At 48.0% G+C, this 15,487-nt stretch carries 12 protein-coding genes and 1 pseudogene; 1 reads left to right on the top strand and 12 read right to left on the bottom strand.

Annotated elements, in window-relative coordinates:
• The 3 genes and pseudogenes from WA407_RS22145 to WA407_RS22135 form a co-directional block, all read right to left on the bottom strand.
• A pseudogene (locus WA407_RS22145) lies at positions 1-149 on the bottom strand (IS5/IS1182 family transposase); the annotation flags it as partial.
• A gap of 187 nt (positions 150-336) precedes the next feature.
• A complete protein-coding gene (gene dapF / locus WA407_RS22140) occupies positions 337-1,170 on the bottom strand; it encodes a diaminopimelate epimerase (protein WP_069289882.1) in 834 nt (277 codons plus the stop codon).
• Between the two features lie 109 nt (positions 1,171-1,279).
• Positions 1,280-4,078: a calcium-translocating P-type ATPase, SERCA-type gene (locus tag WA407_RS22135; protein ID WP_250261032.1), complete on the bottom strand. Its 2,799-nt coding sequence runs from the start codon at positions 4,076-4,078 to the stop codon at positions 1,280-1,282.
• 229 nt (positions 4,079-4,307) lie between these two features.
• Here WA407_RS22135 and WA407_RS22130 point away from each other — a divergent pair, with 229 nt between their 5' ends.
• Positions 4,308-6,053, top strand: a complete 1,746-nt coding sequence (locus WA407_RS22130; RefSeq protein ID WP_250261031.1) for an Rqc2 family fibronectin-binding protein — start codon at positions 4,308-4,310, stop codon at positions 6,051-6,053.
• Between the two features lie 93 nt (positions 6,054-6,146).
• On the opposite strand, the gene WA407_RS22125 is transcribed toward WA407_RS22130, so the two are convergent.
• The 9 genes from WA407_RS22125 to WA407_RS22085 form a co-directional block, all read right to left on the bottom strand.
• Positions 6,147-7,016, bottom strand: a complete 870-nt coding sequence (locus WA407_RS22125) for a PHP domain-containing protein (protein WP_235309499.1) — start codon at positions 7,014-7,016, stop codon at positions 6,147-6,149.
• Positions 7,016-7,972, bottom strand: a complete 957-nt coding sequence (locus tag WA407_RS22120) for a selenium metabolism-associated LysR family transcriptional regulator (RefSeq protein WP_061829013.1) — start codon at positions 7,970-7,972, stop codon at positions 7,016-7,018. The genes WA407_RS22125 and WA407_RS22120 overlap by 1 nt, the downstream gene beginning before the upstream one ends.
• Positions 7,973-8,181: 209 nt before the next feature.
• Complete coding sequence (locus tag WA407_RS22115; protein ID WP_023989315.1) at positions 8,182-8,619, bottom strand: hypothetical protein; 438 nt, start codon at positions 8,617-8,619, stop codon at positions 8,182-8,184.
• A gap of 230 nt (positions 8,620-8,849) precedes the next feature.
• On the bottom strand, positions 8,850-9,110 hold the full coding sequence (locus WA407_RS22110) for a YlbG family protein (protein ID WP_023989316.1): 261 nt from the start codon (positions 9,108-9,110) through the stop codon (positions 8,850-8,852).
• A 39-nt stretch (positions 9,111-9,149) separates the two neighbouring features.
• A complete protein-coding gene (locus WA407_RS22105) occupies positions 9,150-9,590 on the bottom strand; it encodes a YlbF family regulator (RefSeq protein WP_061829012.1) in 441 nt (146 codons plus the stop codon).
• Positions 9,591-9,698: 108 nt separating this feature from the next.
• A complete protein-coding gene (locus tag WA407_RS22100; protein WP_336078371.1) occupies positions 9,699-11,723 on the bottom strand; it encodes a helicase-associated domain-containing protein in 2,025 nt (674 codons plus the stop codon).
• Between the two features lie 6 nt (positions 11,724-11,729).
• Complete coding sequence (locus tag WA407_RS22095) at positions 11,730-13,553, bottom strand: DNA repair helicase XPB (RefSeq protein WP_336078370.1); 1,824 nt, start codon at positions 13,551-13,553, stop codon at positions 11,730-11,732.
• Between the two features lie 177 nt (positions 13,554-13,730).
• Positions 13,731-14,159 (bottom strand): CBS domain-containing protein, encoded by a 429-nt coding sequence (locus tag WA407_RS22090; RefSeq protein WP_023989320.1) that lies wholly within the window; start codon positions 14,157-14,159, stop codon positions 13,731-13,733.
• Positions 14,160-14,243: 84 nt separating this feature from the next.
• Positions 14,244-15,449 carry a M20 metallopeptidase family protein gene (locus WA407_RS22085; protein WP_336078369.1) on the bottom strand — a complete coding sequence of 402 codons (1,206 nt, stop codon included), beginning with the start codon at positions 15,447-15,449 and terminating at the stop codon, positions 14,244-14,246.
• Between the last annotated feature and the right edge of the window lie 38 nt (positions 15,450-15,487).

Raw genomic sequence — 15,487 nt, 5'->3', positions numbered from 1 at the left:
TCCGCACAATACAGCGGGCTTACCTTCTCATGAATAAAGGAGAAGTCTATATATGTATCCACTTTACGAAGCAGATGATCTTGCGGTACCAGTTCTTCCAGAGAAACCAATTCAAAAGATTGTTGTTGGTCTTGATGAGGTCGCAGCATATCAACACCGTCCGTTCTACAATAGTTACCTATATTATACAACATTAACGCGGTGTCGTCTTAAATAAAATGAACATAAAAAAAGCTGTCGAGACTTTCTCGACAGCCTGCGAAGACCTCTAAGGTCTTCTCTCACTTCTATACGATTCATAGGCCAGTTACACGCTATCTTTATAATTCACATGATTCAGAACAGACGACCTTCGTACACGATCTCAGCCGGGCCCGTCATATATATGTGATTATCTTCCTCGTTCCATTCGATATCCAGATCGCCGCCCTTCAGGCTTACAATGGCGTGACGGTCGCTGTATCCGTTTAGTACAGAAGCAACAAGCGTAGCACAGGCTCCGGTTCCACAAGCTAGCGTTGGTCCGGCTCCCCTCTCCCATACTCTCATATCTATATGCTTCCGGCTACGTACCGTGGCGAACTCAACATTTGTTTTTTTAGGGAACAACGGATGGCATTCCAGCTTCGGCCCCCAGGCTTCCAGATCAAAGCTTGGCGCATCCTCCACATAAATGACACAGTGCGGATTCCCCATAGATACAGCCGTAAAGCGAAAACCACTTCCTCCAGCTTCAATAGGCTCGTTAATTACGCTAGTCCGCTCTAGTGTAGTTGGAATTTTCAAACCCTCAAGAATCGGCTCTCCCATATCTACCTTCACCATACGAACAAGTCCGTTCTCTACAGTTAGTTCCACCTGCTGCACACCTGCGCCCAGGGTCTCGATCGTGATCTGTTCACGGTTGATATGTTTACGGTCATATACGTATTTGGCAGCACAACGGATAGCATTACCACATTGCTCGGCCTCCGAGCCGTCCGAGTTAATGATGCGCATGCAGAAATCCGCTTTTTCTGACGGCAATATATATACCAACCCATCGGCGCCAACACCAAAATGTCGATCACATAGCCGAACAGCTAATTCCGAGGCGTCAGACGGCAAATCCTGATGCCCAAACCAAACGATAAAATCATTACCTAGACCGTTCATTTTTGTGAATTCCATAGCTTACCTCCGCCGTTGCTGCTGATATCATGTTCCTCATAAAGCTTTGATCCCATGATATCATACAGGGCAATAGTGGGAAAGCGATGCGGTATGCATGACCCGATTACTAGGCTGAAAACTTCGTACGTCCTGCTGAAAAGTGTGTATTTCCGCCGCGACGACGGTTGCGTCGACCGCCCCATACACTTCCCGCTCCCATAAGAAACGTAGGAATCCCGGCTGCCACAATGGATAGCGCCCACTCACGCAATCCAAGCGGTACCGTTTTGAAAATAGGTTGCAGCACAGGCACGTACATAACCACCAGCATTAGCACTACGGAGGAGAGCACGGCAAGCACGAGATAACTATTTTGAAACGGATTACGATGGAAAATAGAACGGGAACTGCGGCAATCAAATACATGAATTAACTGTGCCAAGACTAGCGTAGCAAAGGCAACGGACTGTGCTTTGATCAATTGTCCTGCGTCATCCGGTGCAATACGTAATGTCAGCCAGAAGGCCGCTAGCGTACATAAACCAATCAACAAGCCACGACTAATGATTTTCCAGCCCAATCGACGAGCAAAAATATTTTCCTTTGCGCCACGAGGTTTGTGCTCCATAAGATCCTTTTCTGGCTGGTCCACCCCCAGAGCCATCGCTGGTAGGCCATCTGTCACCAGATTCACCCATAAAATCTGGATCGGTAACAAAGGTAATGGCAGCCCGGCCATCATGGCAAAAAACATCGTCAAAATTTCACCAACATTGGAGGCGAGTAGATAACGGATAAATTTACGGATATTCTCGTAAATATTCCGTCCTTCCTCAATTGCGGCTACAATGGTTGAGAAATTATCATCACTCAGAACAAGCGCAGCCGCTTCTTTGGTCACGTCCGTCCCCGTAATGCCCATGGCAATACCGATGTCCGACGCCTTTATCGCTGGAGCGTCATTGACACCATCTCCGGTCATGGCTACGACATGTCCGCGTCTTTGCAGCGACTTAACGATCCGTAGCTTGTGCTCCGGCGAAACTCGTGCATACACAGAGACAGTATCAACGGCTTTGTCCAGCGCCGCATCATCCATCGCAGACAGTTCCTGTCCTGTCAACACATGAGATCCGCGTTGAAGAATGCCCAGCTGCTGTGCAATGGCCTCTGCAGTTGTACCGTGATCTCCGGTAATCATCACAGTGCGAATGCCAGCACGACGGCACTTGCCAATGGCTTCGCGAACCTCACGACGTGGCGGATCAATCATGCCTGTCAGCCCAATAAAGATCAGCTGTGCTTCAGCCTCCTCAACCGTGGAGACACGCTCATGCGAGCGAATATCACGGTAAGCGACACCAAGTACACGTAGCGCCTCCGAGGCCATTCCTTCGTTAGCCGCCAGTACCTTTTGGCGCAACGTACCCGTTAACGGAACGACATTTCCTTCCCATAAAATATAGGAACACTGACCCAGCAGTACATCCGGGGCACCTTTGGCAAAGACAATGTGTCCTCCCTGGTGGCGTACGAGTACCGACATTCGCTTCCGATCCGAGTCAAAGGGAAATTCTCGCTCCCTTGTGTACAGCTCATATAGCCCTTGTCGCGTGACTCCGCCCTTGGCAGCTAACGTGATCAGCGCTCCTTCCGTCGGATCACCCTTCAGTTCCCAAACGGCGGACGGCGTCGGCTCTTTGGTTTTCTTTTTCGAACGTAGCTCCTCTGTATCGGCTTGAACAATTTCCGCATTGTTGCAAAGCACACTGGCTTGCAGCAGTCTACGCAGAGATTGTCCGTTTTTAAGATCGGCAGGAAGGTCTCTGTCCATAATATGCCCGTGTGGGTCATAGCCCTCTCCCGTAACTCCCCAGAAACGACCGTCCAGCCATAGCTTGGTGACTGTCATTTTATTTTGGGTCAGGGTACCCGTTTTGTCGGAACAAATGACAGATGCACAGCCGAGCGTTTCAACAGAAGGCAGCTTACGTACAATCGCCTTTCGTTTAATCATACGCTGCACACCCAATGCGAGCGCAATCGTCACAATAGCTGGCAACCCTTCCGGTATAGCCGCCACAGCCAAGCTCACTCCAGCCAAGAACATGTTCATGGCTGGCTGTCCATGTAAAATGCCTGCTACGACAACGAGCACCGTTAGCGCCAACGCTACGATAATCAAAATTTTGCCCAATTGCTCCAATCTGTGCTGCAACGGTGTCTCCTGCGACTCCGTATTTTCAATCAAGTCTGCGATCTTACCCATTTCGGTACTCATACCTGTACGTATAACCATTCCTTGTGCGGTTCCTCTGGTCATCATCGTGCCCATAAAACCGATGTTTTTTTGATCCCCGAGTGGTACTTCGGCGGCATGAATAGGGCGGCAATGCTTACTCACCGGAACTGATTCACCTGTCAGGGCGGACTCCTCTACATCACAGCCGTTCGTACTCAACCACCTTACATCTGCGGGAATGCGATCACCACTTTCCAGCAGCACAATATCACCCGGCACCAGTTCTCTGGCCTGAACTTGAATTCGTTTGCCGCCCCGCAACACTTTGGCGGTTGGGGCCGACAGTTGTCTCAAAGCTCGCAATGAACGCTCAGCTCTGAATTCTTGTACAAAGCCGAGAATTCCATTCAGTACAACAATAGCAATAATGGTAATCGCGTCCAAATATTCGCCAAGCAGTCCGGATATCAGGGTCGCTCCCATCAATACAAGCATCATAAAATCCTTGAACTGATTGAGCAGCAGCAAGATTGCCGAAACTCGCTTCCCCTCGCTCAGCTCATTCCATCCTGACCTTTCTCTTCGTTCCGCAAGCTGTTCCTCCGAAAGACCCTGCTTCGGGTCGACTTCCAGACTTGTTGAAAGCTGTTCATTGCTTAATTGGTGCCAGTGTGCTTGTTCCATTCTCCCCAATTCCCTCCCGGTCAGATAGTCCGTTTCCGTCGGTTGTGCGTAGGATGGCTGCCCGTTATTATATTTTTGTGCCGCGATTGCTGATAAGCTGGACAGACTTTCTAGATTCAATCTATTCGGACAGGACCTGAAATATCACAAAGCAGCTTAAGTTTTGTCCCAAAGTTATGTATCATAGAAGGAAGGCGAAAATACATTTGCTTCAAAGGAGAACATAATTATGGCATTGGACGGAATCGTAACCCGCGCTATCGTACACGAATTGCAAGGAATCCGGGGCGGGCGCATTAATAAAATACATCAGCCAAATGATCGCGATATCGTGCTGAATCTGCGGGCACAAGGTGGAAGCGTAAAGCTGCTGCTGTCGGCTAATCCGACCTTCCCGCGTGTACATTTTACAGAACAAAGCTTTCTTAATCCGACAGAAGCCCCTATGTTTTGTATGCTCCTTCGCAAGCATTGCGAAGGAGGCGTTATTGAGAAAATCACGCAGGTGGGCATGGAGCGTATTATTCACATGGATATACGTCAACGTGATGAACTGGGGGATATTTCACTCAAACGAATTATCATTGAACTGATGGGTAGACACAGCAACATTATTTTGCTTGACCCGGAAACAGGCGTGATGCTGGATGGCATTCATCATGTCACACCGTCTATTAGCAGCTATCGGGTCATTATGCCCGGCTTTCAATACACGGAGCCTCCTGAACAAAACAAGCTGAATCCACTAGAAACGGAAGAGGCAGCCTTCATATCCTCGTATCAAACAGCGATCGAGGCCGAAGAAGCTCCCAAACGCTGGATCGTGAACACTTTTACTGGACTCAGTCCCCTCATTGCTGAAGAGATACTAACTCGAGTAACTAATGAAGTATCTGGTGATAGTGATCGTTCACTATGGAGTACATTCAGTCACATCATGGATGACGTGCGGAATCATCGTTTTCAGCCAGTATCTGGACTAAACGCACAAGATAAAGTGATATTCTCAGCCATTCCACTGACGTTGATCCAAGAAGAACGTAAGGAGTACGCTACTATCAGTGAGTGTATGGAGGACTTCTTCGGTGAAAAGGCAGAACGGGATACAGTTAAACAAAAAGTCAGTGACCTACTGCGGTTTCTGCAAAACGAGCGGAGTAAAAACGTAAAAAAACTCGACTATCTCCATCAGGATTTGGCCGAGGCGGAAGATGCGGATCAATTTCGCATTTATGGAGAGCTGCTATTCGCTTCGCTGCATGAGGTAAAAAAAGGGGACAAAGAAGTGACGCTCACCAACTTTTATGATGAGGAACAGCGTCCAATGACCATCCCACTGGACCCGCTACTCAACCCATCAGATAATGCACAACGGTATTTTAAAAAATACAACAAATATAAAAACAGCTTGGCTGTCATTGACGAACAACTGGAGAAAACGCACGAAGAAATCCGTTATATGGACAATCTTCTTCAGCAGCTAGCCCACGCCTCTATGAATGACATTGAGGAAATACGTGAAGAACTGGTTCAGCAGGGCTATCTCAGAGATCGGGTCAAAAAAGGAAAGAAAAAGAAGAAAAACGACCGTCCAACCCTGCACGTCTATACATCATCCGAAGGTATCGAGTTACTGGTCGGCAAGAACAACTTGCAAAATGAATATGTGACAAATCGACTGGCCGGACCAAATGACACCTGGCTGCACACAAAGGATATTCCGGGGTCACACGTCGTTATTCGTGCTGAGCAATTCGGGGATACGACGCTGGAGGAAGCAGCTCAACTCGCCGCCTACTTTAGCCAGGCCAAGCAGTCCAGCAGTGTGCCTGTGGACGCCACCCTGATTCGGCATGTACGTAAGCCCAGCGGAGCCAAGCCCGGCTTTGTCATCTACGACCATCAGCGTACGCTCTTCATTACACCCGATGAGGAACTGGTCAAGAAGTTGCCGAATCGCATCAAAAACGGCTAAGTCTCACCAGCCTATTGAATCCACAAAAAAAGCCCTTTGTTCTTTGCAGGATACACTTCTTGTGTTCCATGCATAAAGCAAGGGGCTTTTTATTTACTTTTGTCCAACAGCAGCCTTCCTCAATTCCTCGACAACCTGATCTTCCACACTACGGCTACCCAGATCACCGTGAAAAATAACACCTTGGCGTGCACCGTGAAAATCCGAGCCGCCAGTTGCAATGAGCCCATATTGTGCCGCCATCGCAGTATATCGGCTCTCAGCCTCAGCATCATGGTCAGAATGTCGCACCTCCAAGCCCACAGGCTTCGCCTCCTCTATAATAGAGCGAACCAGCTCATCATTTCCGTATAAGCCAGGGTGGGCCACCACAGGAACCCCTCCTGCTTCACGAATCCAGTTTATGGCCTCCGCAGGCTCTACACGGGGTACAGACACATATCCGGGTGCTCCTTCCGCCAAATAACGGTCAAACGCATCCCGCATATCCTTCGCATACCCTTTTTGAACCAGCGTATCTGCCATATGCGGACGTCCAATGCTTTCATCTGGTGCCAGCGGTCTGCCCATCGTAGCCACCACTTCATCCAGTGTGATTTCCACGCCCAGACTACGCAATTGACTCAAAATCAAATCATTACGGGTATCCCGCGCCTGGCGAAGCTTTTCCAACCGCTCCAAAAAAACTTTATTGCGGTAATCCATAAAATAACCGAGTATGTGAATATCCTTACCGCCAGCTCGAGTACTAATTTCCACTCCTGGCACCACAGTAATTCCTATGCGTTTTCCCTCCTTCAGAGCTTCCTCCAGACCAGCTACCGTATCATGATCTGTAATGGCTACACCTGCCAGCCCTTTTTCCTTGGCCCAGCGCACATTATCTGCGGGTGGCTGCATGCCGTCAGATGCTTGGGTGTGTGTATGTAAATCATATCGTTTTACGTTAATCTGTTCCTTCATTATACATCCTCCTTCTCTTTCACCTTTGCCAGCTCGTCCTGCGAGTCCCTCAGCACGTCCGTTCCCTGATCATGACGACGCAAGTAAGACAGGAAGGTGACTACCGGAATCGGCAACAACGCCGACTTCAAATGAATTGCATAAAATTCTCGTTTGAACGCGATATCTGAAATGTTTACAATTTTCAACAAACCGAGCGCAACTTCATGCTTCACCGAAGAAGGTGATAGCATGGTAATTCCCAGTCCAGCCTCCACCGCCGATTTAACCGCTCCAGTGCTCCCCATCTCCATTACAATACCAAGTCGAGAGGCATCCACACCACGACTTTTCAGCTCATCTTCTATCACTTGACGTGTACCAGATCCCTTTTCTCTGGCTACAAAGGGATGCTTAAACACATCTTCCAGAACCACTTTTTTAGCCTTGGCCAGCGCATGTCCTGAAGGCACAATCAGTTTCAGTTCGTCCTGCATTACAGGTTCTACCACGATATCCGGATGCTGGACTGGTGCCTCAATCAGTCCTAAATTCAACTGATGTTTTAGTATATCATCCATAATTTGAGTCGTATTCATCACATTCATTGCCATGCGTATATGAGGGTATTCCTGGCCAAACGGCCCCAACATTCTTGGTACAATATACTCACCAATCGTTAGGCTGGCGCCAATATGCAATCTTCCCTCCAGCATGTGAGTAAAAGCAGACATCGCCTCGTCAGCTTCCCTAATCAGTTGCATGCTTTTTTTCGCAAAAGGTAGTAGTGTCGCTCCCGCCTCTGAAAGCTCGATTTTTTTAGTCGAACGTTGCAGCAGCTTCGTGCCGAAATAATCTTCCAAAGACTGAATTTGCATCGTCACCGCAGGTTGTGTCATATGCAGCGCTTGTGCCGCCGCCGAAAAGCTCCCACGCTCCGCTACGGTATAAAAAATGTGCAACTGATGAAAGTTCATACTGACAGCCCTCTCCCCTCTGATCTCTCTATTTTACCATAAGAAAAACATCTGTCGAAGCATTTCCAAGTAAACTTACTGAATTGGGGAGTTTTATTGCTGGAAATAAAAAAAGCATGCAGCTGATAACTGCATACTTTCTACTCAAAATTGACGGTAATCATAAGTTCGGAGATTTTTTCATCTAGAGCCGACCGCCCAATCACCGTCTATTTTTGCTTACGAGTGCTTTTCATCAGTGTCATGCGTCGCGAATGGCGTAGCCATGAATAGTATGACTTCAAATCCCTTAATTCAATGGTCTCCGACATTCGACCCAAAAAGGTAATGACAATCATCTTGTGAAGCGGATTCCCCGCAATATCCATCTCGCCGGGCAACTCTCCAAATTCGGCCACGACGACCAGATCACCATCAATTAAATATACATCCTCTTCGTTATGATAGTAGGACTCCATCCTGTTTTGCTTCAGGCATTCCCAAAGCCAGGCGGCGATATGATTCGTCTCGGACTGTTTCTGCTCTATCCGATCTAAGTAGCGAGTTTTCGCATGATTTGTAATCACGATATCGGCGACTTTTTTATCGCCCATCTCCACGTAGAACGGTTCGTATGTACTCCATCGCTGCATTGCTTTGTCACGCACGGGATCACTCTCCCCACCAGATAGGTCTTTATATCTACCAATATATTCATATGTTACCTCAACAGACCCGGGACTACAAGTTACAAAATTGAAGTTTATGGGCGGTTTTTAAAGATTTTTTAGGTCTAACAGCATTAAGACCATTATGCAAAAGTCCTGACTTTACAAAAAAAAGCCAGCCCGTAGGCTGACCTTTTAAGAATATTTTACAATATATAGATATTAGAAACTTATATTTCATATTCTTTCATCTTTTCCTTATCGTCGTTGTACTCCGTCCTAATCTCATTTCGAAAAGAACGCTCGACCTTACGCACATAGGAAAGTCTGCGAATATTTTTAACGGTGTCTTCTGCCCGATCCGCATTCATATATATAACTACATAATGCATACGCTTTGAAATAAAGTGGACATTTCCGTATTTCTCCAGATTGCGGGCAGCCTTGATATCGCTTACCCAAATGATGTACCCTGTCCGCTCGGCAAACATTCGCTTCATCTCCCCTCCACTCGGTATCATTCCTATGACCTATCCACAGGAGCATTTCCCTCCGCTGCCACATCCGCCCTTTTTCACATTCGGATCATTGCTCGGCACCTTAATGGTCTCGGACACGGAATATGCAATCGTTTCAGACATGGCATGAAGCATATCATCCAGCGCCTTTTCGGCTCGTTTGAACTCCTTAACCTCCACGAATTGTTCCAATTCCAGCTCGACGACCTGCACTGCATCCTTCGCTTCATGATAGTTCGGATGAAAATGCCCAAAACGCTCCGTTTCCGCGAATAGCTCCTTTTTGGCATCCAGCTTGCGTACACACGCCTGAATAGACGGATTCAATTCCACACGCTGTTTCCAATATAAATAATCCGATACCTCAAAGGATCGGTTGACCATATCGCCCAATTCATAGGCGTTAATAAGCACTTCTGCCATATTGACCGTATTCAATTCGGCTACGCTCATGAATGTTCATCTCACTTTATATAAAGTTCTACCCAGTAAAAGTAGACTCATTTATCATACCACATCCTTCTTTTGAGAAGAAGGAGTTTCATGCACTTCCTGGCTCTACTATGTAAAAGGAACCAGCAGCCGCATGTCTGACCATTCACTTGGCTGTAAGCTCGCTTGAGAAGGTGTTTCGTCATCCATTCCTGAGGCATACCAACCTGTGACACTCCATGGTGCACCGGGAACCACCGCCTCCGGTATCCATTTAACCTCTTTCCCACCGATTCGCAGTCCCACAGCAGCCTGCCAACGGATCGCTTGCTCGATCAACTGCCGGGCAGTGGAAGTATGGTAACTCCTCCATTCTTTTGTCCATGAGGAGGGGACTGTAGATCTTTCCGGAAAATAGTCAGACGGATCAGGCAACATGTGCTCTTGTTCGTAAAAATGCAGCGTACGCCCTGTATAAACCAAACCTGCTCTTCCCTCTTGGGAAAAGATAGGACGGGCCTGAATCGGGTCGGACTCCATTTCACTGTTGGGACTGCCTGAACTTATTTTCTCTGTTTCCGAAATCAATGGATAATGATGAGTTGGCTCGTCCACACCTTCCGGTTCACGACGTGGACCTAATCCAATTGCAGCAAGCGTTTTTCGTATTTTGACAGCAGAGCTCGCCGGAATAATAAAGTCCCTATCGCCCAGCCGTTCCAGTAATCCTTCCAGCGCGGGATGGCGTGCAACTATGTCTGCATCCTCCTGTGTGCCACATCGCAAAAGTGTTACCTTTGCAAAAGCGGTCCGTCCGACATCACCTGCCCACTGTTCTACCGCCATACGTACATGATCAGGCACACCTGTTCGGCTGTATTTATCCAGAAGAGCAGGAATTGCTTTGGCTTCCATCCCTAACTCGATTGCCTCTGTAACACTTTCTCTGGTGAGCCGGTATACTACCATCCGATCTCCTGTCACACGTTCACAGCAGCATTCCAGTCGCCAGCGCACATCATATGCCACATCTGGTGGAACCAATATTTCAAAATCAGGTTGTACATAAAAAGCACCTTGCTCTTGATGTGTATCCTCGTAATTATTGGGACGAAGCATTTCTATCACAGATACATTCCAGCGAAAACACAGTTTACCCGATACAGTCTGGCCCCAATCACCCATTCCAAAAGCAGTCAGAGCCTTCAGCCAACCCTTCAATTCCTCCATGAAAGGTTCATTGAAATTAAAATCAGAACCCGTTTCTCCCGCAAACCCTTCCGGATTTGAGATTATAGGAACAAGGTCTAAAAGGGCACCATTCTTGGAATCAGCTCTGCTCGTACTCTCATGCTGGATTAGGCCTACCTGAAGCATCCATTGCAGCAGAAACTTAATAGATATCCACCCTTCTGTTCCTACATACTGGGAGACGGCACACAGCATATAGCGAAAATGCTGCATAGACGCTTCGGCCTTGCCGTATCTTTCCATGAGTGTAGCAAAAATATGCTTGCGCATTTGCCAAGCAGACAAACGAATCCAAGTCGCCAGTTCCGTTTCCTGAATGCGAAAAGACACAGTTTCTTTCACTAACAGCCCCAAACTGAGTAGCAAATCCATCATTACCACCGTTTGCACTGGATACAGCTCTGCATGCGCATAATGCAACCCAAGACCCATCAGGTCATCTGGGCGAAAGGGGGTCAGTTCATTCAATTTTTGCAATGATCGCTTATGTATGGTTCCTTTGGCCGTCAAAGGGACACCTTGTACCGCAATACGTGACAACGCATGCAGTAATTCCGACTCCAGGCCTGTCATTGATTCATGTACCTTTATCGGATGATCCGAATGCATCATGTTCATTGGATTTTGCTCTAACAACATATCGTACAGATCCGGTAGCCGATGAACCGGAATATATAAAATTCGTTCGCCCCACGATTTGGTAACAGCCTCCAGCCAGCCTCGGGCACGTAATCCACGTAGTGCCAGTTTCGTTTCGACTCCACTTAACACTCCCCGGGTAAGCTGTATAGGTACTTCTTCCTTCATGGGCTGTCCCGCGTACCAGATAAAGCATCGTCTAAGCACCAGTAGCTCATCCGATGAAAGCTCATTCCAGCTGTCTTGCGTGTTCGTTACGCCCATTCTTGATTAGGCCTCCTTTTTCTTCCCACGATCTCCAGACTTAGCATTCCGGCCTCCGATAGCCTCTGTCACACTAAATCTGCGAACCGCATATTCATAGCCTTGCTCGATCAGAAACAGCTGACGACGAGCTGCAAAATCCGTCTCCTTGCTATTCTCCGTCACTAGCGCATAAAAATAAGCTTTATTCTCGCCCGACTTTGGTCGCAAAATACGGCCCAGTCGCTGCGCTTCTTCCTGGCGAGAGCCAAAGCTACCCGATACCTCTATGGCTACTGCCGCATCTGGCAAATCCACCGCAAAGTTTGCAACCTTGGACACCAATAGGGTCCGAATTGTACCCTTGCGGAACGCATCGAACCAACGCATCCGCTCGGTCTGGCTCATTGAACCCGTAATCAGTGGGACGCCCAGCTCCTGAGCCAATATACGCAATTGGTCCAAATATTGACCAATAATAAGCGTGGGCAAACCGCTGTGCTGCTGCATCAGGCTACGCACCGCCTCCAGTTTGACCGGATTTTCGGCTGCAATTCGGTACTGCTGTCTGCCCTCCGCACGCATACTGCGCTCCAAGAGTTCAGCTGTCATTGGAAGCCGTAGCTCCACACAATCGACCTGAGCGATCCAGCCCTGCCGCTCCAGCTCCTTCCACGGCATATCGTATCGTTTGGGTCCAATTAAAGAGAACACATCCCGTTCACAACCATCCTCTCGAACCAGCGTGGCCGTTAACCCCAAACGACGGGTAGCCTGAATGTCAGCCGTCGCCCGGAATACTGGCGCGGGTAGCAAATGAACCTCATCATATATAATGAGTCCCCACTTCCGCTCACTCAGCAGTTTCATATGCTCAAAATCCCCATCTTTGGTACGACGGTGTGTCAAAATCTGGTAAGTTGCCACCGTAATCGGACGCACCTCTTTTTTCTGACCACTATACTCCCCGATGGAATCGGCAGGAATATCCGTCTTTTGCTTTAACTCTTCTACCCATTGACGTACAGATGTAGTATTAGATGTTAGAATAAGCACCTCGCACTGAAACCGATTCATTACCGCCATACCTATCACTGTTTTTCCGGCTCCGCATGGAAGCACCAGTACACCACTACCCCCTAAGCCGTCCGCTCCTTCAAACGCATCAGCGGCCTTTACTTGATAATCACGAAGCTGCAACTTCGTTTGTCCCTTTCCCAAGGTAAAACTAAGCTGATTCCCTTCAAGATAGCCTGCCGTATCCACAACGGGATATCCCAAGCGCGTTAATTCCTGCTTGAGCAAGCCCCGATTTTCGGGCGGGACCGATGCGCTTACCTCGTCAACGCGAAGTAAACCAAGCTGTTCTAGCTCTTGCTTGATCAGAAGCTCATCCAGTAAAGCGGGGGTCTCTGCTCCCAAGATCAAGCGATCACCTATTGTATAGCTGTTGGCTTTCCCTGTCTTTATACCTCCGTCTGGCTCATGTTCAGCACGGTATGCGCCAATCGTATCTGTGCTATAAGTTCGCTCTTCTTCCGTACCCTCCCTTGAAAGCGTCAACGTCCCATAACGAGAAACGAGCTGTTCAATATCCTTCAACAAATCACGTGGAATATCCCAACGAGACATGGAGTTCAAACTATTTTGAATGTCCTCAGCACTCCATCCGAGGGCAGCTGCGTTCCACAAAGACAGTGGAGTGAGGTGATATGTATGAAAAGCGGACGGGCTTTTAACCAACTCCGCATAAATCTGCAACTGTGAACGAGCCCGTTCTGAACCGGGCAAGCCCATTTCCAGCAGAACGGTAAAATCACGTTGTACAATACAAGGATGTTCTGGATTCATAACTACCTCCTGATAATCTAACCATACATCATTTTAAAGTTATATAATAAATAGCTTATCCGTTTATTCGCATATCAACCAGAACAGCAAGGAGCCCAACCCATATTCGGGTTGAACTCCTGATTAGAAGCTCGGGGTAAAGACCTCCCCAAACCAATGCCTACCTTAATTATTCTTCTAGTGGACCTGCTCGGAAATATGACTAAGCGCCTCTCCAGCGTTGTCTGCAAAAATATTACGAACAGCCAAATCCCCGATCGAGACAATCCCGATCAGACGGTCACCTTCCGTCACGGGCAAACGACGGATTTGCTGCTCTGCCATCAGCTCAGCTGCTTGATCCACCGACATGTCCGCACTAGCTGTACGAATACCTGTCGTCATAACCGTATCAACCGAACCCGAACCTGAATTTTTAGCCGCATAGCCGCGAACGACAAGATCACGGTCCGTTACTACACCGATCAACTTATCACTGCCTTCGCTTTCCACAACCGGAATAAAACCAGTATCATTGTCCTTCATTTTGACCGCAATTTCATAAATATTGTCCTGCGGGGTAACCGTTACGCATTTTTTAGTCATAACTTCCTGAACTTTTTTCATGGGTACTCCCTCCTTTTCAAGAGTAGGGTACCCCATTTCATTCAGCTCATACTCCAGATTGAACCGTTCCCAATTCAACTCATTTTAGCCCTTAATTGCCCCTGCTTTTCGTTCCGCAGCATATCCCGTAGACATCGCAATAAACAAACGAACCGCGTTAATCATAGCATCCTCATCAAAATCAAATTTCGGATGATGGTGTGGATAAACTGCTCCTTTAACTGGGTTACCCGCTCCTACGAACATGAAGCAACCTGGCACACGTTCCAAATAATACGCAAAATCTTCAGCAGGCATCAGTTTCGACGCTTCCTGTACATTCTCCTCGCCAAAAACAGATTTTGCTTCATTAAAGAAACGAGATGCTTCATGTGCGTCATTGACAACTGGTGGGTATCCCATAATATAGCGAACCTGTGCTGTTGTACCGTATGTTGCGGCTGTAAGCTCTGTCACCTCATGCAGTCGCTCCTTCATTACCGTTCGTGTCTCCTCATCAAACGTACGAATCGTCCCACTCAAGCGACACGTTTCTGCGATCACATTTTGCGCAGAGCCCCCTTGGATGGTTCCCACCGTCAGCACAGCAGGTCGCAAAGGGTCGACTGAACGGCTTACGACACTTTGCAGTTGCATAACAAGAGCTGAACCCGCCACCACACTATCATTAGTGGACTGAGGCATGCCACCATGCCCACCCTTACCTGTGATTTCAATATAAAAATCGTCTGCCGCCGCCATCAGCGGCCCTGCGCAACTCGCGGCCGTCCCGACCGTAAAAGGTGTCCATAAATGGATGCCATAAATGACATCCACACCTTCCAATACACCATCCTTTATTACACTGACCGCTCCGCCAGGCAACAATTCCTCCGCAGGTTGGAACAACAACCGAATTTCTCCTTGCAGCTCGTCCCGGTTCAGACTAAAATAGTAAGCCGTTCCAAGCAACGCGGATGTATGTCCGTCATGGCCGCAAGCATGCATGGCTCCGTCCACGCTGGAGCGATATTCACATTCCTTTTCATCCTGAATAGGAAGAGCATCCATATCGGCGCGCAGCATGACGACAGGCCCGGGCTTAGCACCACGAATGGTACCTACAACACCGTGTCCCCCTACCTGACGGCGAATCTCGATTCCCCAACTCTCCAACTTATCCGCTACAAAAGCTGCGGTTTTGCTTTCTTGAAAGGAAATTTCGGGATTCTTATGTAAATGTCTACGCCATTCCACCATGTTTTCTTGCAAACGATCAAACCAGGTCTCGTCTATCACATGTTGTGTCATTCTGCTCCACCTCTCCTTTTAAAGCATCGGGCAAGTTC

The organism is Paenibacillus sp. 203 (genome assembly GCF_037027525.1).
Taxonomy (GTDB): domain Bacteria; phylum Bacillota; class Bacilli; order Paenibacillales; family Paenibacillaceae; genus Paenibacillus; species Paenibacillus polymyxa_B.
The sequence above is the reverse complement of the archived record's forward strand: the minus strand, read 5'-3'. Positions and strand labels throughout refer to the sequence as shown.